This is a genomic window from Streptomyces sp. C36 (assembly GCF_040932295.1).
Lineage (GTDB): Bacteria > Actinomycetota > Actinomycetes > Streptomycetales > Streptomycetaceae > Streptomyces > Streptomyces triculaminicus.
The window spans coordinates 306,144-324,328 of record NZ_JBFQGI010000004.1; the positions used below are offsets into that span (position 1 = coordinate 306,144).

18 protein-coding genes are annotated in these 18,185 nt (G+C 73.2%); 9 read left to right on the plus strand and 9 right to left on the minus strand.

Annotated features, from left to right (window positions below; genetic code table 11):
• The first annotated feature begins 42 nt into the window (after positions 1 to 42).
• Both serS and AB4K12_RS14925 read left to right on the plus strand, forming a co-directional pair.
• Complete coding sequence (gene serS / locus AB4K12_RS14920) at positions 43 to 1,320, plus strand: serine--tRNA ligase (RefSeq protein WP_368434682.1); 1,278 nt, start codon at positions 43 to 45, stop codon at positions 1,318 to 1,320.
• Positions 1,317 to 2,129 (plus strand): HAD family hydrolase, encoded by an 813-nt coding sequence (locus AB4K12_RS14925; protein WP_368434683.1) that lies wholly within the window; start codon positions 1,317 to 1,319, stop codon positions 2,127 to 2,129. The genes serS and AB4K12_RS14925 overlap by 4 nt, the downstream gene beginning before the upstream one ends.
• Here AB4K12_RS14925 and AB4K12_RS14930 read toward each other — a convergent pair.
• Entirely contained in the window at positions 2,071 to 2,937 is an 867-nt protein-coding gene (locus AB4K12_RS14930) for a rhomboid-like protein (protein ID WP_368434684.1), read from the minus strand. The two genes, AB4K12_RS14925 and AB4K12_RS14930, sit on opposite strands and share 59 nt — an antisense overlap.
• 78 nt (positions 2,938 to 3,015) lie before the next feature.
• On the opposite strand from AB4K12_RS14930, the gene AB4K12_RS14935 reads away from it, so the two are divergent.
• On the plus strand, positions 3,016 to 3,753 hold the full coding sequence (locus tag AB4K12_RS14935) for a FadR/GntR family transcriptional regulator (RefSeq protein WP_368434685.1): 738 nt from the start codon (positions 3,016 to 3,018) through the stop codon (positions 3,751 to 3,753).
• A 47-nt stretch (positions 3,754 to 3,800) separates the two neighbouring features.
• The gene (locus AB4K12_RS14940; protein WP_368434686.1) at positions 3,801 to 5,078 is read left to right on the plus strand and encodes an MFS transporter; all 1,278 of its coding nucleotides are present in this window, start codon (positions 3,801 to 3,803) and stop codon (positions 5,076 to 5,078) included.
• Positions 5,079 to 5,165: 87 nt separating this feature from the next.
• Here the strand turns inward: AB4K12_RS14940 and AB4K12_RS14945 are convergent, their stop codons facing one another.
• From AB4K12_RS14945 to AB4K12_RS14960, 4 genes are read right to left on the minus strand one after another with little or no spacing between them, the layout of a single operon-like run.
• Positions 5,166 to 5,885: an ABC transporter permease subunit gene (locus AB4K12_RS14945; RefSeq protein WP_362260066.1), complete on the minus strand. Its 720-nt coding sequence runs from the start codon at positions 5,883 to 5,885 to the stop codon at positions 5,166 to 5,168.
• Between the two features lie 18 nt (positions 5,886 to 5,903).
• Complete coding sequence (locus AB4K12_RS14950; RefSeq protein WP_362260068.1) at positions 5,904 to 6,815, minus strand: ABC transporter ATP-binding protein; 912 nt, start codon at positions 6,813 to 6,815, stop codon at positions 5,904 to 5,906.
• Positions 6,812 to 7,735, minus strand: a complete 924-nt coding sequence (locus tag AB4K12_RS14955) for an ABC transporter permease (protein WP_368434687.1) — start codon at positions 7,733 to 7,735, stop codon at positions 6,812 to 6,814. Before AB4K12_RS14955 ends, AB4K12_RS14950 begins: the two co-directional genes overlap by 4 nt.
• Positions 7,725 to 8,801, minus strand: a complete 1,077-nt coding sequence (locus AB4K12_RS14960; RefSeq protein WP_368434688.1) for an ABC transporter ATP-binding protein — start codon at positions 8,799 to 8,801, stop codon at positions 7,725 to 7,727. Before AB4K12_RS14960 ends, AB4K12_RS14955 begins: the two co-directional genes overlap by 11 nt.
• Before the next feature lie 222 nt (positions 8,802 to 9,023).
• Here AB4K12_RS14960 and AB4K12_RS14965 point away from each other — a divergent pair, with 222 nt between their 5' ends.
• The 4 genes from AB4K12_RS14965 to AB4K12_RS14980 are packed head-to-tail and all read left to right on the plus strand — an operon-like array spanning position 9,024 to position 13,536.
• Positions 9,024 to 9,869, plus strand: coding sequence for a M24 family metallopeptidase (locus AB4K12_RS14965; protein WP_368434689.1), 846 nt, complete (start codon positions 9,024 to 9,026; stop codon positions 9,867 to 9,869).
• The gene (locus AB4K12_RS14970) at positions 9,866 to 11,659 is read left to right on the plus strand and encodes an SDR family oxidoreductase (RefSeq protein ID WP_368434690.1); all 1,794 of its coding nucleotides are present in this window, start codon (positions 9,866 to 9,868) and stop codon (positions 11,657 to 11,659) included. The genes AB4K12_RS14965 and AB4K12_RS14970 overlap by 4 nt, the downstream gene beginning before the upstream one ends.
• Before the next feature lie 12 nt (positions 11,660 to 11,671).
• The gene (locus AB4K12_RS14975) at positions 11,672 to 12,580 is read left to right on the plus strand and encodes a metal-dependent hydrolase (RefSeq protein ID WP_368434691.1); all 909 of its coding nucleotides are present in this window, start codon (positions 11,672 to 11,674) and stop codon (positions 12,578 to 12,580) included.
• 11 nt (positions 12,581 to 12,591) lie between these two features.
• A complete protein-coding gene (locus AB4K12_RS14980; protein WP_368434692.1) occupies positions 12,592 to 13,536 on the plus strand; it encodes a MerR family transcriptional regulator in 945 nt (314 codons plus the stop codon).
• Positions 13,537 to 13,562: 26 nt separating this feature from the next.
• Here AB4K12_RS14980 and AB4K12_RS14985 read toward each other — a convergent pair whose 3' ends face one another.
• The 3 genes from AB4K12_RS14985 to AB4K12_RS14995 all read right to left on the minus strand — a co-directional run bounded on the left by AB4K12_RS14985 (position 13,563) and on the right by AB4K12_RS14995 (position 16,181).
• Positions 13,563 to 14,147 (minus strand): hypothetical protein, encoded by a 585-nt coding sequence (locus AB4K12_RS14985; RefSeq protein ID WP_368434693.1) that lies wholly within the window; start codon positions 14,145 to 14,147, stop codon positions 13,563 to 13,565.
• Between the two features lie 140 nt (positions 14,148 to 14,287).
• On the minus strand, positions 14,288 to 15,190 hold the full coding sequence (htpX, locus tag AB4K12_RS14990; RefSeq protein WP_368434694.1) for a zinc metalloprotease HtpX: 903 nt from the start codon (positions 15,188 to 15,190) through the stop codon (positions 14,288 to 14,290).
• A 91-nt stretch (positions 15,191 to 15,281) separates the two neighbouring features.
• Positions 15,282 to 16,181, minus strand: a complete 900-nt coding sequence (locus tag AB4K12_RS14995; RefSeq protein ID WP_368434695.1) for an LLM class flavin-dependent oxidoreductase — start codon at positions 16,179 to 16,181, stop codon at positions 15,282 to 15,284.
• A 130-nt stretch (positions 16,182 to 16,311) separates the two neighbouring features.
• Between AB4K12_RS14995 and AB4K12_RS15000 the strand changes: the two genes are divergently transcribed.
• Complete coding sequence (locus AB4K12_RS15000; RefSeq protein ID WP_368434696.1) at positions 16,312 to 17,181, plus strand: Cof-type HAD-IIB family hydrolase; 870 nt, start codon at positions 16,312 to 16,314, stop codon at positions 17,179 to 17,181.
• Positions 17,182 to 17,212: 31 nt separating this feature from the next.
• On the opposite strand, the gene AB4K12_RS15005 is transcribed toward AB4K12_RS15000, so the two are convergent.
• Complete coding sequence (locus AB4K12_RS15005; protein ID WP_368434697.1) at positions 17,213 to 18,040, minus strand: M23 family metallopeptidase; 828 nt, start codon at positions 18,038 to 18,040, stop codon at positions 17,213 to 17,215.
• Between the last annotated feature and the right edge of the window lie 145 nt (positions 18,041 to 18,185).

Genomic DNA, 18,185 nt, shown 5'->3' on the forward strand with positions numbered 1-18,185 from the left:
ATCATCTCGAACAATCGCAGCTCACGACGGTAGCCTGGGGGGGTGATTGACCTTCGCCTGCTTCGTGAGGACCCCGACCGTGTGCGCGCGTCCCAGCGTGCCCGTGGAGAGGACGTCGACGTCGTCGACGCCCTGCTCTCCGCCGACGAGCGGCGCAGGTCCTCCAGCGTCCGCTTCGACGAACTCCGTTCCGAGCAGAAGTCGCTCGGCAAACTCATCCCCAAGGCCACCGGCGACGAGAAGGCCGAGCTGCTCAAGCGGGCCGGCGAGCTCTCCGCCGCCGTCAAGGCCGCCGACGCCGAGCAGAACGAGGCCGCCGAAGAGGCGCAGCGCCTGCTCCTGCAGATCGGCAACATCGTCCACCCGGACGTGCCGCGCGGCGGCGAGGACGACTTCGTCGTCCTCGAGACCGTCGGCACCCCGCGCGACTTCGCAGCCGAGGGTTTCGAGCCCAAGGACCACCTCGAGCTCGGCCAGACGCTCGGCGCCATCGACGTCGAGCGCGGCGCCAAGGTCTCCGGCTCGCGCTTCTACTACCTGACGGGTGTCGGCGCGCTGCTGGAGCTCGCCCTCGTCAACGCCGCCATCGCCCAGGCCACCGCCGCCGGCTTCACCCCGATGCTCACCCCGGCGCTGGTCAAGCCGCGCGCCATGGAGGGCACCGGCTTCCTCGGCCAGGCGTCGCAGGACGTCTACTACCTGGACAAGGACGACTACTACCTGGTCGGCACGTCCGAGGTCCCGCTCGCCGCGTACCACATGGACGAGATCCTCGACGCGGACCAGCTGCCGCTGCGGTACGCCGGCTTCTCGCCGTGCTTCCGCCGCGAGGCCGGTACGTACGGCAAGGACACCCGGGGCATCTTCCGCGTCCACCAGTTCGACAAGGTCGAGATGTTCTCGTACATCGCGCCGGAGGACGCCGAAGCGGAGCACGCGCGCCTGCTCGAGTGGGAGAAGCAGTGGCTGACCAGCCTCGAGCTGCCCTTCCAGGTCATCGACACGGCCACCGGTGACCTCGGCTCGTCCGCCTCGCGCAAGTTCGACTGCGAGGCGTGGATCCCCACCCAGGGCAAGTACCGCGAGCTGACCTCCACGTCCAACTGCAACGAGTTCCAGGCCCGCCGCCTGTCCGTCCGGATGCGCGACGGCAAGAACGTCAAGCCGCTGGCGACCCTCAACGGCACGCTGTGCGCCGTCCCGCGCACGATCGTGGCGCTGCTGGAGAACCACCAGCAGGCCGACGGCTCCGTGCGCGTGCCCGAGGTGCTGCGCCCCTACCTCGGCGGCCGCGAGTTCCTGGAGCCCGTCGCCAAGTGACGCCGCAGCCCCCGCCGCCGTACCGCCTGATCGCCACCGACCTCGACGGCACGCTGCTGCGCGCCGACGAGACCGTCTCGGAGCGCACCCGTGCCGCGCTCGGTCTGGCGACGGCGGCGGGCGCCGCGCACATCGTCGTCACCGGGCGGGCCGTCGCCTGGACCCGGCACATCCTCGAGGCCCTGGACTACCGGGGCCTGGCGGTCTGCGGGCAGGGCGCGCAGGTCTACCACGCCGGTGAGCACCGGCTGCTGACCTCGGTGACGCTGGACCGGCAACTCGCCGCCCTGGCCGTCGCCAAGATCGAGGCCGAGGTCGGTCCCCTGTACCTCGCCGCCAGCCGCGACGGCATGGACGGCGACGTCCTGGTCGGCCCCGGCTACCGCGTCCAGGAGGGGCCGCTCCCGGCCGTTCCGATCACGGACGCGTCCGAGCTGTGGTCGGCTCCGCTGAACAAGCTCTACCTCCAGCACCCCGACCTCGGCGACGACGCCCTGGCGGAGGCCGCGCGCACGGTGGCCGGAGGCCTGGTGGGCGTGACGCTGGCGGGCGCCGGGATCGTCGAGCTGCTGCCGCTGGGTCTGAGCAAGGCCACGGGCCTCTCGCTGGCGGCCCGCCGGCTGGGCGTCAAGGCCGCGGACACCATCGCGTTCGGCGACATGCCCAACGACGTCCCGATGTTCGGCTGGGCGGCGCACGGCGTGGCCATGGCCAACGCCCACCCCGAGCTGTTGGCGGTGGCCGACGAGGTCACCGCTTCGCACGAGGACGACGGAATCGCCGTGGTTCTCGAGCGTCTGTTCGGGTAAGGGCGGCTTCCGGGCCGAGGGCGTCCGCCGTGGCGGGGACATCCGCCGTGGCGGGGACATCCGCCGTGGCGGGGACGCCCGACGGGCCGAGGGCGTTCGCCGTGCCCAGGGCCTCCGCATCACCGGGAGCCCGGGTCCGTCGGCGCGCCGCGAGGCCCAGGTCCCACCGCCACGTCGGCCGGCCGCGCGTCAGCGGCCACAGCGCCAGCCCCAGGGCGAGCGCGATCGCGTGGCCGGCGTCGGTGAACGTACCGCCGGTCGTCAGCGGTACGGCGAAGAACAGCACGGCTCCCGTCAGGTAGAGCCAGCGCCACGGGCGGGGCATCCGGTAGGCGAGGACGCCCACGGCCCCGGCGAGCCCGTAGGAGACGCCTATGTCGACGACGTGCTTCATCGAACGCGGCGCCGAATGGCTCTCTATGGCCAGCAGCAGGATCTGCTGGCTGACGAGCGTGGCCGCGATGTGCGCGACGGCGACCGCGCACAGCCAGCGCAGCGTGCCGATCCAGCGTTCGACGTTGGCGTGGAAGACCTCGAAGAGCACGGCGTAGAAGAGGAACGAGGACGGGTCCGCCATCCAGAAGCCGCTGATGAGCAGCGACTGCAGCGGGTGCTTGTCGAGCTCGTGGATGTTGCTGCTGGTGCGGTGGAGGAGGAAGGTCTCCAGTCCCTCGCTGGCCGAGGCGATGACGAGGCTGGTGATGCCGATGATCAGCAGATAGATGTGAGTGCCGGGAGAGGAACGCACCCAGGCGCGGACCGAGGACCACAGCGACCACAGCCGGTCCGGCAGCCCTTCGAGGTTCACCCTTAGACGGTAGCCCGGGGAACGCGGACGCGCAGTTGTAGGATGACTGGGCAACCGGATGAGAGAAGGGTTTCGGCCATGGCACTCCGTGCGGCGGGACGGCAGTCCCTGGTGGACACGGTCGTCGAACAACTGCGCGCGCAGGTGGGCGCCGGCGAATGGCCGGTCGGGGAGCGCATCCCCACCGAGCACGCCCTCGCCGAACAGCTGCAGGTCGGCCGCAATACGGTCCGTGAGGCCGTCCGCGTGCTCGTGCACGCCGGAATGCTGCGCTCCAAGCAGGGCGAGGGCACCTTCGTGGTCTCCACCGCCGACCCCTCCGAGATCATGCGCGGCCTGCGCCGCGCCCGGGTCCGCGACGTCCTCGAGCTGCGCATCGCCCTGGAGGCGGAGGGCGCCCGGCTCGCCGCGCTCCGGCACGAGCCCGCCGACCTCGACCGGATGCGGGCGGCCCTGGACGCCCAGGCGGCCTTCGAGGACGCCGAGGGCCAGCCCGACTCCACAAGCCTCGAGCTCTACGCCGACCACGACGTCGCCTTCCACCGGGCCGTCGTGGAAGCCGCCCACAACCCCGCGCTGACCGCCACCTACGCCTGGTTCAGCGACGCCGTGCGCGAGGCCCTGCTCGCCGGGCTCGGCGACCGGGAGATGCCGCCCACCGTCCACGGCGACCACCACGCCGTCATGGACGCCATCGCCTCCGGAGACCCGGAAGCCGCCGCCCACGCAGCCCGGACGCTGCTGGAGCGCCCCAAGCAGGCCGTCGAGTCGCTGCTCACCGAGAGCAGCGTCGAGTCTCTGCTCGCCGAGAGCTGACCCGGCCCGCTCCACACCCCCGCACCACCCCTTTGGAGAGCACCCGCATGCCCGAATCGAGGCCGCCCGCACCAGTGATCGACACGACGGCCGCACCGAAGACCCCCGCGTCCGTCCCCGCGCCCGCCGCCGCCCCGCGCGTCGCGCGCGCCCACCCGGCCCTGGTGATGCTCGGCATCGTCCTCGCCTCGCTCAACATGCGGGCCGCCCTCGCCGGGGTCTCGCCGCTCATGGGCGAGATCGGCGGCCACTTCCACCTGGCCGCCGCCACGAGCAGCCTGGTGACCACCATCCCGCTGATCTTCATGGGCCTGGGCTCGATCGTCGCCCCCCGGCTGGCCCGGCGCTGGGGCACCGAGGCCGTGCTGTGCGGCGCCCTTCTCCTGCTGGCCGGCGGCATCCTGCTGCGCGTCGCCCCTCCCGTCGTCGCCCTCTTCGTCGGCTGCGCGCTCGTCGGCACCGCGATAGCCCTGCTCAACGTCCTGATGCCCGGCCTGGTCAAGCGGGACTTCCCGGACCGGGCGGCGAGCATGACGGCGCTGTACTCCACCACGCTCATCCTCGGCGCCACCGGCGCGGCCGCCTCGTCCGTACCGCTGGAGGACGCCCTCGGCGGCTGGCGGGGCTCCCTCGCCTCCTGGGCGCTGCTCGCGGCCGTCGCGGCGCTCGTCTGGCTCCCCCAGGCACTCCTCGCCCGCCGCGGTGCCACCCCCGGCGCGGCCGCCCCGACGGCACGCCGCGGCACGGGGGCGCCCGTGGCGCTCACCCGCTCGCCCCTGGCCTGGCAGGTGACGCTGATGATGGGCACGCAGTCGCTCATCGCCTATGTGTGCATCGCCTGGATGCCGACGGTCTTCACCGACCACGGCATGAGCAGGAGCGAGGCCGGCATGGTCTACGCGTTCTACACGCTGGTGCAGATGGCCGGTTCGTTCTTCGTTCCCCTGATCGCCGGGCGTACGCGCGACCAGCGGCCGCTCGCCGTGGCCGTCGTCGCCCTCATGGCGGCGGGCGTCACGGGCCTGCTGATCGCGCCCGTGGCGGGCGCGTGGGTGTGGGCGACGCTGATGGGCGTGGCCCAGGGCGGCCTGCTCGGCCTCGCCCTGACGCTGATGGTGCTGCGCACGCGCGACGCCCACACGGCCTCCCGGCTGTCGGGCATGGCGCAGACGTGGGGCTATCTGCTGGCCTCCGTCGGGCCGTTCGCCATCGGTGCGGTGCACCAGGCGACCGGCGACTGGACGCTGCCCGTCGCCCTGCTGCTCGTCGCCTGCGCGGCGCTGCTGTTCCTGGGGCTGGGCGCGGGGCGCGACCGCAAGATCTGACGCCGACGGCAAGATCTGACGCCGACGCCCGTACGGCCGCCGCCATCATGCGCGGCGGCCGTACGGGCGTCCCGGCGGGTCCCGCGCCTACTCCTCCCCCGCGAGCGTCAGCGAGCGGAGCCTGCGGGCGGCGAAGGCCGTCGCGGCCACCGTCACCACCACCAGCAGCGTCAGCCCCAGCGTCAGGCCGACCTCGGCGTCGACGGCACCCTCGCCGGCGATCCGCTGGGCCAGGGACAGCGCCCACTGCTGCACGCTCAGCGTCCGGGCGCCGGGGATGACGCTGCCGAACAGCGACTCCCACACCAGGGCGTAGACGAGGCTCGCGACGACCGCGTGCCGGGTGACCGTGCCCAGCAGCAGGAAGATCGCGCTGTAGGCGACGGAGGCGACGGCGGCCGCGACGGCGTAGGCCACCGCGATCTGCTGGCTGTTGCCGTTGAGCACGAAGCCCGCGATCAGCGTGGGGAGCGCCGAGAAGGCGACGGAGACCCCTGCCGCGACGGTGAGCTTGGTCAGGATGATGCTGGTCCGCTTGACGGGTTTGGCCAGGAGGTAGACGACGGACCCGTCGTCGATCTCCGGGCCGATCGCGCCCGTGCCGGCGACGACGCCGATCAGCGGCACCATCGTGGCGAGCGCGAAGCCGCCCAGGACGCCGGCCGCCGTCCGGTCGTCGGCCTCCGTCAGCAGCCGCACGGCGGCCGAGATGACGAGCAGCAGGGCGGGGAGCGCGAAGAGGATCAGCGCGCGGCGGCGGCCGAGGAGACCGCGGTAGGTGAGCCGGGCGACAGTGGGGTGGTACATGGGCTGTTACCGCTCCCTTCAGGCCGTGACGAGGTAGGAGAAGACCGATTCCAGGGACTCGTCGGAGGGCGAGACCGTCAGGAGCCGGATGCCGTGGGCGCGGGCGACGCGCGGCAGGAGTTCGGTGAAGCGGCCGAAGTCGGCGGCCTCGACGCGCAGGACGCCTTCCCGCACGTCCACTTCGATGCCCGAGGTCGACGGGTCGGCGATGAGCGCCGCGGCCAGGGCGCGGTCGTCGCCGGACCGTACGACGTAGCGGTGCGGCCGGTCCGTCATCAGGCGGCGGATCTTGCGGAAGTCGCCCGAGGCGGCGTGCCGTCCGGCGACGACGACCTCGATGTGGGCGGCCAGTTGCTCGACCTCCTCCAGGATGTGGGAGGAGAACAGCACGGTGCGGCCCTCGGCGCCCATGGTCCGCAGGAGCTCCATCAGCTGCATGCGCTGGCGCGGGTCCATGCCGTTGAACGGCTCGTCCAGCAGCAGCACGGACGGCTCGTGGACGAGGGCCGAGGCCATCTTCACGCGCTGGCGCATGCCCTTGCTGTACGTGTCGATCCGGCGGTCCTGCGCGTACTCCATCTCGACCGTGGCCAGCGCCCGCTGGGCCTCGCGGTCGCCCAGGCCGTGCAGCTCGGCGTTGGCCCGGACGAACTCCTTGCCGGTGAGGAAGTCGTACATCGCCTCCCGCTCGGGGACGATGCCGATGTGGCGGTAGATCTGTTCGTTGCGCCATATCGTCTCGCCGTCGAGGGTGACCGTTCCGGCGGAGGGGGCGAGGAAACCACCCATCATGTTGATGAGGGTGGACTTGCCGGCGCCGTTGGGGCCGAGGAGGCCGGTGACGCCGGGGCCGACGGTCATGGACACGTCGTTGACGGCGACCACGTTGCCGAACCAGCGCGAGACGTTGTCGATGCGGATGGTGCTCACAGGCCCGCCTTTCGGTAGCGACGCATCAGCAGGCCGTACGAGCCGGCGATCAGGGCGAGGACGACGAGGAGGTAGACCGTTCCCGTGCCGGTCCCGGGGCCGTAGCCGTCGGGGAAGGCGGAGTGGGCGGAGAGGAACGCCGTCTGCACGCCGTCGATCAGGGTGATCGGCGAGAAGAGCCCCAGCCACTCGACGGCCCGGGTGTTGTCACCGGCGAGCGCGATGTTCTGCAGGGTGCTGACCGCGCCGTAGGGGATGGTCAGCACGGCGATGACGGCAGCGACGCCGAAGCCGCGGCGCGGGGTGAGGGCCGCGACCACCAGGCCGATGCCCGCGTAGAGGAGCGAGAGCAGGGCCACGGAGAGCAGCCCGTAGGCGAAGCCCTTCGTCTGGACGGCGAAGTCCATCTTGGCGAGCAGGGCCCCGGCGTAGAGGATCAGCAGCGGCGTCGCGGTGAGCACGAACAGCGCCGAGGCCATCGCCGCGAACTTCGCCACCACGTAGTCGACGCGTTCGATGGGGCGGGAGAAGTACAGCGGCACGGTCCGGAACCGCAGGTCCCGGGAGACCGACTGCGGAGCCTGGGCGGCGAGGTACAGGCCGATGACGAGCTGGAGCCAGATGGCGTAACGGGTGTAATCCATGGGCAGCTTGGTGAGCTTCGTGCTCACCGCGACCGCCACGACGATCGCGGCCGGCAGGCACATCACGCCGAAGAGGATCATCGGCATCACCTTGGACTTCGCCGAGCGGCCCAGTCCGTAGGCGCCGCGCAGGCTCTGGGTGTAGAGCGAGCGGCGGGCGTAGCCGCGGCCCAGGCGGAGGCCGTCGTACTTCCGGTAGCCGATGTTGTGGATGACGTCCGGGGCGGCGCCCCGCTGCCGGCCGGACGGGGCCGGGGTCCTGGTCTCAGGCGGCATCGACGGTGCCTCCGTTCTGCTGCTGCTCGCTGTGGGTGCCGCTGTCGGTGCCGGACGTCTTGCGCCGGTCGGCGCCCCGGGCCGGGGCGGCGGCCGCGGGGTGCCCGCCGTCCGCCGGGTGCTCGCCGTCGTCGTCGCGGAAGACCTCGGCGATGCGGTGGCGGCGCTGCTCCATGCGGACCAGGCCGAGGCCGAGGTCGGCGACGGCGTCGCGGACGATGTCGTACGTGCTCTCGTCGGCGATGTCGACGAGCAGGACCCGGCCGGAGGCGGGCGAGCCGTCGGCGGCCCGGCCGGCGGGCCGGGTCTCCAGGCCGGCCCCGGCCAGGGCCGCGAGCAGCGCGGACGTGCCGTCGGGGCAGGCGTCGGTGTCGGTGACCTCCACGGCGAGCGAGCCCGTCGCCTGGGTGAACTCCTCGGTGGAGGAGGAGCGCAGCAGCCTGCCGCCGTCGATGACCACGACGTGGTCGCAGGTGCGCTCGAGCTCGCCCAGCAGGTGCGAGGTGACCAGGACCGAGATGCCGAAGTCGGTGTGGACGCGCCGGATCAGGGCGAGCATCTCGTCCCGGCCGACGGGGTCGAGGCCGTTGGTGGGCTCGTCGAGCAGCACCAGGTGGGGGTCGTGGACGAGCGCCTGCGCCAGCTTGACCCGCTGCTTCATGCCCGTGGAGTAGCCGCCCATGGGGCGGTAGCGCTCCTCGTACAGGCCGACGTGGCGCAGGGTGTCCGCCGTGCGCTCGCGGGCGGCGGCGGGCGGCAGGCCGGACATGCGCGCCATGTGGACGACGAACTCGGTGGCCGACACGTCGGGCGGGAGGCAGTCGTGCTCGGGCATGTAGCCGACGCGTTCACGGATCTCGGCGCCCTGGGTGGCGACGTCGAGACCGAGGACGCGGGCGCTGCCCTCCGTGGCCGGGGACAGGCCGAGCAGGATCTTGATCAGCGTGGACTTGCCGGCTCCGTTGGCACCCACCAGACCGGTGACACCCGGGGTGATGTCGACGGAGAGCCGGTCGAGAGCGGTCACCCGGGGGTACCGCTTGCTGAGGCTTTCGGTAGCGATCACAGTCACACCTTCGACGGTAGTGGCGCGGACCACAGCGGGCGTCAGACCAGACGGCTGGATCCGCGTAGTCCTCGGGTCTGACATGGGCGGGGAGGCGGGACCGAAGGGACGAGGGAAGTTGTCCACAGGCCTGTGCGGGGCCTTGACGCAGCCTCCGGACATTGTCACAGTCACCAGTGTCAACTTGCGGGCATGGCTGGGTCCTTGGTCGGAGGGGTGGGCATGGCGACTGCCGTGACGGACGCTACGGAGCTGGACGGCTTCCGGGAGGTGCAGCACCTGGCGTACGCGTGCGCGGAGGCGGTCGCCGCGCGTCTCGCACCGGGGGTGACCGAGCGCGAGGCGGCCCGGATGCAGCGCGAATGGCTGCGCGAGCGCGGGGTGCGGGACTGGTTCCATCTGCCGTTCGCGTGGTTCGGCGACCGCACGGCCTTCACGGGCTTCCGGGTGCCCACGCAGTTCTTCCCCACCGGGCGGCGGCTGGAGCCGGGGATGCCGTTCATCCTCGATCTCGCCCCGGTCCACCGGGGTTTCACCGCCGACGTCGGCTACGCGGGCTGCCTGGGCCCGGACCCGCTGCACGACCGGCTCATGACGGACCTGGCGGCCCATCGCGCGCTGATCCTGCGCGAGGTGCGCGAGCGCCGTCCGCTGCGCGAGATCTACGAGAGCGTGGACCGCCTCATGACGCGCCAGGGCTACGCCAACCGCCACCGGGCCTATCCCTTCGGGGTGATCGCCCACAAGGTGGACCGGATCAGGGAACGCCGCTGGTCGCCGAGCCTGTTCGGGTTCGGCACGCGGTCGCTCGGAGGGCTCGCCTCGGACGCGGTCCGCGGCCACCGTGAGGGCTGGTCGCCGCTGTGGAGCCCGTACCGCTTCTCCGACCATCCGCCGCGGGCCGGCCTGTGGGCCGTCGAGCCCCATCTGGGCTTCCGGGGGACGGGCGTGAAGTTCGAGGAGCTCCTGGTGGTCACGGACTCCCGGGATCCCGAGGAGAGCGCTTTCTGGCTGGACGACGATCTGCCGCACGTGCGGCGCTGGCAGGAGGAGGGGGCACTCGCGTGAGGGACGACACGGGAATCGAGGGGGCGCGCGAGCGCCGCGTCCGTACGGGCGGCATCGAGCTGAGCGTGGTGGAGCTCGGTGACGCCGGCCGGCCGACGGTCGTGCTGCTGCACGGCTATCCGGACAGCAAGGAGATCTGGACCGACGTCGCCCTGCGGCTGCGGGACCGCTTCCACGTCGTGTTCTACGACGTCCGGGGGCACGGCCGCTCCACGGCGCCCGTCCCGCTGCGGGGCGGGTTCACGCTCGAGAAGCTGACGGACGACTTCCTGGCGGTCGTGGACGCGGTCAGCCCCGCCGAGCCGGTGCACCTGGTGGGGCACGACTGGGGATCGGTGCAGGGCTGGGAGTTCGTGACCGTCCCGCGCACGGAGGGACGCGTGGCCTCCTTCACCTCCCTCTCGGGCCCCTCGCTCGACCACTTCGGGCACTGGATCAAGGAGCGGGCCGCCCGCCCCACCCCGCGCCGCCTGGCGCACGTGCTCGGCCAGGGCGCCCGGTCCTGGTACGTGTACGCCCTGCACACCCCGGGCCTGCCGGAGGCGGCCTGGCGCGGACCGCTCGGCCGCCGGTGGCCCGCGATGCTCGAGCGGATGGAGAAGCTGCCCCCGGCCGCCTCCCGCGGCTACCCCACCGCCTCCCTGCCGCAGGACGCCGCCCACGGCGCCTGGCTCTACCGCGACAACGTCCGCGCCAGGCTGCGCCGGCCGCGCCCGGACGCCTTCGCCCACGTCCCCGTCCAGCTGATCACCCCCACCGGCGACGCCTATCTCTCCGAGCGGCTCTACGACGACCTCGAGCGGTGGGCGCCCCGCCTGGTGCGGCGCACGATCACCGCCGGGCACTGGGTGCCGCGCACCCGCCCCGACCAGGTCTCCGCCTGGCTCGCCGAGTTCGTCACGGCCCAGGAGGCCGCCCGGCAGGAGGGCGCGCCGGCCCGGACGCCGGCGGGCGGCGGGCCGTACGCCCAGCGGTTCGGCGGACGGCTGGTGCTGGTCACGGGCGCGGCCGGCGGGATCGGGCGGGCCACGGCGTTCGCGTTCGCGGAGGCCGGGGCGCGGATCGTCGCCGTCGACCGGGACGCCGAGGGCGCCGCCCGCACGGCGGAGCTCGCCCGCCTGACCGGTGCGCCGGAGGCCTGGGCCGAGACCTGCGACGTCTCGGACGAAGGGGCCATGGAGAAGCTGGCCGCCAAGGTCGCCGCCGAGTACGGCGTGGTGGACGTGCTGGTCAACAACGCCGGCATCGGCCTGGGCGGCACGTTCATGGAGACGTCCGCCGAGGACTGGCGCAGAGTCCTCGACGTCAATCTGTGGGGCGTCATCCACGGCTGCCGGGCCTTCGGCCGGCAGATGGCCGAGCGCGGCCAGGGCGGCCACATCGTCAACACCGCCTCGGCCGCCGCCTTCCAGCCCTCCAAGACCCTCCCCGCCTACAGCACGTCCAAGGCGGCCGTGCTGATGCTGAGCGAGTGCCTGCGCGCCGAGCTGGCCGGCCAGGGCATCGGTGTGACCGCGATCTGCCCCGGCATCGTCGACACCGGCATCGTCGCCGCCACCCGCTTCGCGGGCCTCACCGAGGAGGAGCAGCGGCTCCGCCGGGAGAAGGTCGGCCGGGCCTACACCCGGCGCGGCTATCCCCCGGAGAAGGTCGCCCAGGCCGTCCTGCGGGCCGTGCTCCGCGACCGGGCCGTGGTGCCCGTGGCCCCCGAGGCCCACGCCCTGCGCATCGTCTCCCGCTTCGCGCCCCGGCTGGGGCGCGCGATCGCCCGGATCGACCCCCCGCTGTAGAGGAGATCCCTGATGAGCGTCACCCATCCCTACCGCATAGCGCCACGTCGCGTGTCGTTCGACTGGCGGGACACGCCGCTGCACTGGATACCCGGCGAACCCACCGCCACCCACGTCATCAACGTCCTCCACCTGCTGCTGCCGGCCGGGGAGCGCTGGTTCGTCAAGGTCTTCAAGGAGGCCCTCCCGCTGGTGCGCGACGAGGAGCTGCTGAAGGACGTCAAGGGCTTCATGGGCCAGGAGTCCACCCACAGCACCCAGCACTCCTACGTGCTGTCCCACTTCGCCGCACAGGGCCTGGACACCGGCCCGTACCTCCGCCGGGTGGACTTCCTCTTCGACGTACTCCTCGGCGAGAGACCGCCGTTCGGCCTCCCGGTGAGCGAGCGCGAGTGGCTGCGCTGGCGGCTGTCGGTGGTCGCCGCGGTCGAGCAGTTCACGGCGGTGCTGGGCGACTGGGTGCTCGCGACGGACGACCTGGACCGCGCCGGGCCCGACCCGGTCATGCTGGACCTGCTGCGCTGGCACGGCGCCGAGGAGGTCGAACACCGCGCCGTGGCCTTCGACATGTACGAGCACTGCGGCGGCGAGGACCCCGGCCGCTACGCCCGCCGCCTGCTGGGCATGGCGGTCGCCGCCCCGTGGCTGGCGTACCTGTGGGCCACGGGAGCCGCCTATCTCATACGCAACGACCCGAAGCTGGCGGGCCGGCTGCGCTACGGACTGCGCGCGCACAACCGCGCCGTCGCCAAGGGGCTGCTGCCCACCTGGCGGGAGCTCGGCTCGGCCGTCCCCCGGTATGTGCGCCGGTCGTACCATCCCTCGCAGGAGGGGTCGCTGCGGAGAGCCGTCGACTATCTGGCGACCTCACCCGCGGCACGGGCCGCGGCGGGCGCGATAGGCCGCGCGGCCATCTCGTAAGGAGCCACCACATGACCGACGCCGAGTACCGCACCAAGCACCGGGCCGAGTACCGGATCGAGGACCTGGCGCACCGCAGCGGCGCCACGGTCCGCACGATCCGCGCCTACCAGGACCGCGGGCTGCTGCCCAAGCCCGAACGGCGCGGCCGGGCGAACGTCTACCGCGACACCCACCTGGCCCGGCTGCGCCAGATCGCCGGCCTCCTGGACCGTGGCTACACCCTGGCCAGCATCAAGGACCTGCTGGAGGCCTGGGACGCGGGGCGCGGACTCGGCGGGGTGCTGGGGCTGGTGGCGGAGGTCGACGGGCCCTGGACGGACGAGGAGCCGGGCCGGATCAGCCGCGCGGAGCTCGGCGAGAGGTTCGGCGGCGGGCCGGACGACGACGCCGTCGAGGAGGCGGTGGAGCTCGGCGTGCTGGTGCGGGTGCCGTCCTCGCCCGACGAGTTCCTCGTGCCCAGCCCCCAGGAGCTGGCCGTCGCCGCCGAGCTGCACGCGGCCGGGGTGCCGCTGCTCGCCATATCCGGTCACCTGCGCGAACTGCGCGTCCAGGTCGAGCACATCGCCACCCGCTTCCTGGACTTCACCACCGAGCACGTCTTCCATCCGTACCTGAACCACCCGCCCACCGACGAGGAGGCGGCCGAGGCCGCCTCCCTCGTCCGCCGGCTGCGCCCCCTCGCCCAGCAGACGGTCGACGCCGAACTGGCCCGCGCGATGCGTACGTTGGCCACCCGCTACCTCCGCGACCACCTGGGCGCGGTGGCGGCGGAGGATCCGTCGGAGGCCGGGCGGCCGGCCCCGGCGGCGAAGGAGGACGTCGCCCTGCCCGCCGGCACGGTACGGGCCGTACGGGCGCTGGTCGGGCCGGAGAACGCCACCGCGTTCATCACCGCCGCCGCCGAGCGCGAGGTACGGGCCCGGGCCATGGACGGGCTCGTCCGCCGCCGCTGAGGGCGGCGGCCACCTGGGAGCCCGTCTCACAGCCCCGGCGCGCCCCACACGGGGAACCAGCGGCTCAGGTCGCGCTCGATCGGCAGCTCGCCCTCCAGCAGCGCCCTCACCTGGAGCTCCAGGGTGTTGTCCCGCCGGTCCGCGCCGCCCGGAAGGGGCGCGAAGGGGTAGAAGGTGCCGCGCTTGTAGAGGTAGACGAGCGCGAGCGGGCGTTCGGCGGCGTCGCGGAAGCCCACCAGCGAACAGAGCAGCTGGGGCCCGAAACCCCCTTCCTCCAGCAGGGTGTTCACCGCGTGCAGGTCGTTGACCAGCGCGGCCGTGTCGTCGGCGGACTGCCGGGCGAGCAGCCAGGTGTAGCCGTAGGAGTCCCGGCCGAACTCCACCGGCACCCCGCCCCGCCCGGTGTCGGCGTCCAGCAGCGCCCGTACGTCCTCGCGGATCCGCTCGAACGCCCCGCCCTCCACGCTGGCGAAGCACACCGAGCCCGCCCCGGTGGGGGCGAAGCCCGCACCCGCCCGCAGCGTGACGGCGGCGGACGGCAGGGCGAAGAGCCGGTCGAGGTCGGGGCGGACCGGCTTGCGGCGGCCGAGGACGACGTCCAGGAAACCCACGGTCGGTCCCTTCTTCCGGCTTCCTTCCAGCTTCCCTCCGGTCTTTCCTTCAGGCTTCCTTCCGGTCTTTCCTTCAGGCTTCCTTCCGGTCTTTCCTTCCGGCTTCCCTCCGACGTCCCTCCGGCTTTCGTCCCGGTGCCTCAGGCGAGGCCGAGGCGGGCCGAGATCCTGCCCAGCTGGTCGAGGCGCTGCTCGAGGGTGGGGTGCGAGGACAGCAGCCGGTACAGGCCCTCCCCGGAGAGGGCGGGCGCGAAGTAGAAGGCGTTGAACGGCTCGGCCTGACGCAGGTCGCGGGTGGGGATCCGGGCCATCTCACCGCTGATCTTGGTGAGTGCGGAGGCCAGGGCCGAGGGGCGGCCCGTCAGCAGGGCGGCCCCCCGGTCGGCGGACATCTCGCGGTAGCGGGAGAGCATCCGGGTGAGCAGGAAGCTGATGGCGTAGACCAGGGCGCTGACCAGGGGGATCAGCACCACCAGCACGGCGGTGTTGCTGTCGCGGTCGCCCACGCGGCGCAGGCCGCCCCACAGTCCGGCGCGCGTCATGACGCCGGCCAGGACGCCCAGGAAGGACGCGACGGTCATGACCGCGACGTCGCGGTGGGCGACGTGGGAGAGCTCGTGGGCGAGCACGCCCTCGAGCTCCTCCGGTTCCAGCCTGCGCAGCAGCCCGGTCGTCGCGCACACCACGGCATTGCGCCGGTTGCGCCCGGTGGCGAAGGCGTTGGGCACGTCACTGTCGGCGACCGCCACCCTGGGCTTGGGCATGTCCGCGAGCGCGCACAGCCGGTCGACGGCCCCGTGCAGTTCGGGCGCCTGCTCGGGGGTGACCTCGCGGGCGCCCATGGCGAAGGCCGCGATCCGGTCGCCGAACCAGAACTGGGCGACGAACATCCCGCCCGCCACGAGCAGGATCAGCGGCCAGGCCCCGCGCAGCAGCGCCACCAGCACGCCCACGAAGACCACGTAGAGCAGCCCGATGAGGAACATCGTGCCGGCCATGCGGGTGGTCAGCCCCCGGTCGGGGGCGAATCGGGTGCTCTGCACGGCGCACCTCCAGGGCCCGCGGGCGGCGGCCCGCGGAGAAGCGTTCCTCTCCCGATTCTCCCTCGCCGGCCGGCACCGGGGCCGTCGACGGTCAGGACAGCTGCGCGAGCGCCTCCGTGGCGATCTTCTCGAAGACGGCGACGTCCGAGGCGAACATCGAGTCCGCGATCGGCCAGTGCACCACGATCTCGTCGATGCCCGCCTCCGCGTGGGCGCCCGCGAAGTCGACGAAGGCGTCGAAGGACTCCAGCGGCCGGTCCGGGGTGAAGCCCGTGAGCATCACCTTGTGCAGATCCGCGGTGTCCCGGCCCGTCTCGGCGCAGAACGTGCCCACGCGCTGGACCTGCCCGCGCACGGCCTCCAGGGACTGCTCCGGGGTGCCCGCCTCGTAGAGCTTCGGGTCGCCCGTGGTCACCCAGGCCTGTCCGTGGCGGGCGGCCAGCCGCATGCCGCGCAGGCCGGTGGCGGCGACCGCGAAGGGCAGCCGGGGGCGCTGCACGCAGCCGGGGATGTTGCGCACCTCGTGTGCCGAGTAGTGCTCGCCCTCGTACGAGACGACGTCCTCGGTGAGCAGGCGGTCCAGCAGCGGGACGAACTCGGCGAAGCGGTCGGCGCGCTGCCGCGGCGTCCACGGGTCCTGCCCGTCCTTGAGCAGGGCCGTGGCGTCGAAGCCGGATCCGCCGGCGCCGATGCCCACGGTGACGCGGCCGCCGGAGATGTCGTCCAGGGAGATGAGCTCCTTGGCGAGCGTGACGGGGTGGCGGAAGTTCGGGGAGGTCACCAGCGTGCCCAGGCGCATCCGGGAGGTGACGCCGGCGGCCGCCGTCAGGGTCGGTATCGCGCCGAACCACGGGCCGTCCCGGAAGGTGCGCCAGGACAGGTGGTCGTAGGTGTACGCCGTGTGGAAGCCCAGTTCCTCGGCGCGCTGCCAGGACTCTCGGCCGCCCTCGGACCAGCGGCGGTCGGGAAGGATCACGGTGCTCAGTCGCATGCCCCCGAGCCTAGGTGGTGGGTCCGGTGGGAGCGGCACCCGGCGGTCCCACGGGCGCCGTCCGGCTCAAGAGCGCGCATGAGTCGCACGCTTGTGCACCGGTCTCCCGCCGGTGGACGAGAATGGGGCCGTGACTTCCGCTACCGAGCCCGAGACCCCGGCGACCCGCCGGCCGGCCGCCACTCCCCGGCTGATCGCCACCGACCTCGACGGCACCCTGCTGCGGGACGACCAGACGGTCTCCGACCGTACGGTCGCGGCCCTCGCGGCCGCCGAGGAGGCCGGCATCGAGGTCTTCTTCGTCACCGGCCGCCCGGCCCGCTGGATGGACGTGGTCAGGGACCACGTCCACGGCCACGGCCTGGCGATCTGCGCCAACGGCGCCGTCGTGGCCGACCTGCACGACGGGGGCCGGTTCATCGAGGTCCGCCCGCTGGAGGAGGCCGCCGCCCTCGCCATCGTGCGGGCGCTGCGCGCCGCCGCTCCCGGCTCCTCCTTCGCCATCGAGCGGACCTCGGGCATCCACTACGAGCCCGAGTACCCGCCCTTCCGGTCCGAGCCGGGCGCGCCGATCGCCTCCGCCGAGGAGCTGCTGGACGGCGCCGACGGCCCCGGGGCGCCCATCATCAAGCTGCTCGCCTTCCACCCCGACATCGCCCCGGACGCCTTCCTGGAGCGGGCCCGCACGGCGGCCGGCGAGCACGGCTCGTTCACCCGCTCCAGCCCGACCGCGCTGCTGGAGATCAGCGGCCCGGGCGTCAGCAAGGCCAGCACCCTCGCCCTGTGGTGCGAGCGGCGCGGCATCGCGTCCGAGGAGGTCGTGGCGTTCGGCGACATGCCCAACGACCTGGAGATGCTCGCCTGGGCGGGCACCTCGTACGCCATGGCCAACGCCCACCCCGAGGTGCTGGCCGCGACCACGTACCGCACCGCGGCCAACACCGAGGACGGCGTGGCGCTGGTCATCGAGCAGATCCTGCACGGCCTGCCCCGCCCGTAGCCGCCCCGGTGCCACCCGCCACCGGCCGCCGCTAGAGGTCGACCCCCCGTGCGCGGAGCCAGCCCACGGGGTCGACGGCCGAGCCGAACTCCGCCGTCCGCCGGATCTCCAGGTGCAGGTGCGGGCCGGTGGAGTTCCCGGTGGTCCCCGACAGGCCGATCCACTCGCCGGCGCGCACCCGCCGCCCCTGCGGCACGATGGGCGCCGACAGGTGGGCGTACTGCGAGTACCAGCCGCTGTCGTGCCGGAGGACCATGCTGATGCCGAAGGGGCCGCCGCACCCGATCGAGGCAACGGTGCCGGCCCCGACCGCCCTGACGGGCGTGCCGATGGGGACGGCGAAGTCCTGTCCGGTGTGCCCGTTGCTCCAGCGCCCGCCCGTGCTCCCGAAGCGGGCGGTGAGCTCGTACGACAGCAGCGGCCGCGTCCAGCCGCCGGAGGAGACCGCCGGCGGGCCGATGGAGCCCTGGTCACCCTCGGTCTCGCCCTGCAGGCCGTCGAGGTCGACGGGCGTGCAGTGGCCGCTGCGGATGGACGCCTCCGCCATGCCGTGCAGGTCGCCGCGCGCCTTGGCCAGCCGCCCCTCGAGGCCGGCCTTCTCGCCGCGCGTCCGGCCGACGTCGGCGTCGACGGCCCCGTAGGGGTCGGCGGGGCTCTCCTCCCCGGCCGCCGGGCGGCGGCTCCGGGCGTCCGCCGCGATCAGTATCCGCGCCAGCCGCTCCCGCCGGTCGGTCTCGCCCGCCCGTGGGGCCGGCAGCCCGACGGGGCCGGCGGCCGCGACCGGCGCGAGGCCGCCGCCGAAGGGCCCGGCGGGGGCGGGCAGGAGGACGGCCGCCATCCACAGGGCGCCCAGGGCCATACCGGAACGATAGGAAGATCGCATGTTCGCGATCCTGACCCGGGCGCCACCCGAGCGCGCCCACACAGGACCGTTCGGCGGAATATTTACGGCTGGACGGCATACCGGAGCCCCACGGGCGGCCCCGGAGCTCCACCGGGGCCGG

Bases quoted from the DNA above. Each gene is read 5' to 3' on its own strand.
- AB4K12_RS14935 (WP_368434685.1), top strand. From the start codon at position 3,016: ATGGCACTCCGTGCGGCGGGACGGCAGTCCCTGGTGGACACGGTCGTC.
- AB4K12_RS14940 (WP_368434686.1), top strand. From the start codon at position 3,801: ATGCCCGAATCGAGGCCGCCCGCACCAGTGATCGACACGACGGCCGCA.
- AB4K12_RS14945 (WP_362260066.1), bottom strand. From the start codon at position 5,885: ATGTACCACCCCACTGTCGCCCGGCTCACCTACCGCGGTCTCCTCGGC.
- AB4K12_RS14955 (WP_368434687.1), bottom strand. From the start codon at position 7,735: ATGCCGCCTGAGACCAGGACCCCGGCCCCGTCCGGCCGGCAGCGGGGC.
- AB4K12_RS14965 (WP_368434689.1), top strand. From the start codon at position 9,024: ATGGCGACTGCCGTGACGGACGCTACGGAGCTGGACGGCTTCCGGGAG.
- AB4K12_RS14975 (WP_368434691.1), top strand. From the start codon at position 11,672: ATGAGCGTCACCCATCCCTACCGCATAGCGCCACGTCGCGTGTCGTTC.
- AB4K12_RS14980 (WP_368434692.1), top strand. From the start codon at position 12,592: ATGACCGACGCCGAGTACCGCACCAAGCACCGGGCCGAGTACCGGATC.
- AB4K12_RS14995 (WP_368434695.1), bottom strand. From the start codon at position 16,181: ATGCGACTGAGCACCGTGATCCTTCCCGACCGCCGCTGGTCCGAGGGC.
- AB4K12_RS15005 (WP_368434697.1), bottom strand. From the start codon at position 18,040: ATGGCCCTGGGCGCCCTGTGGATGGCGGCCGTCCTCCTGCCCGCCCCC.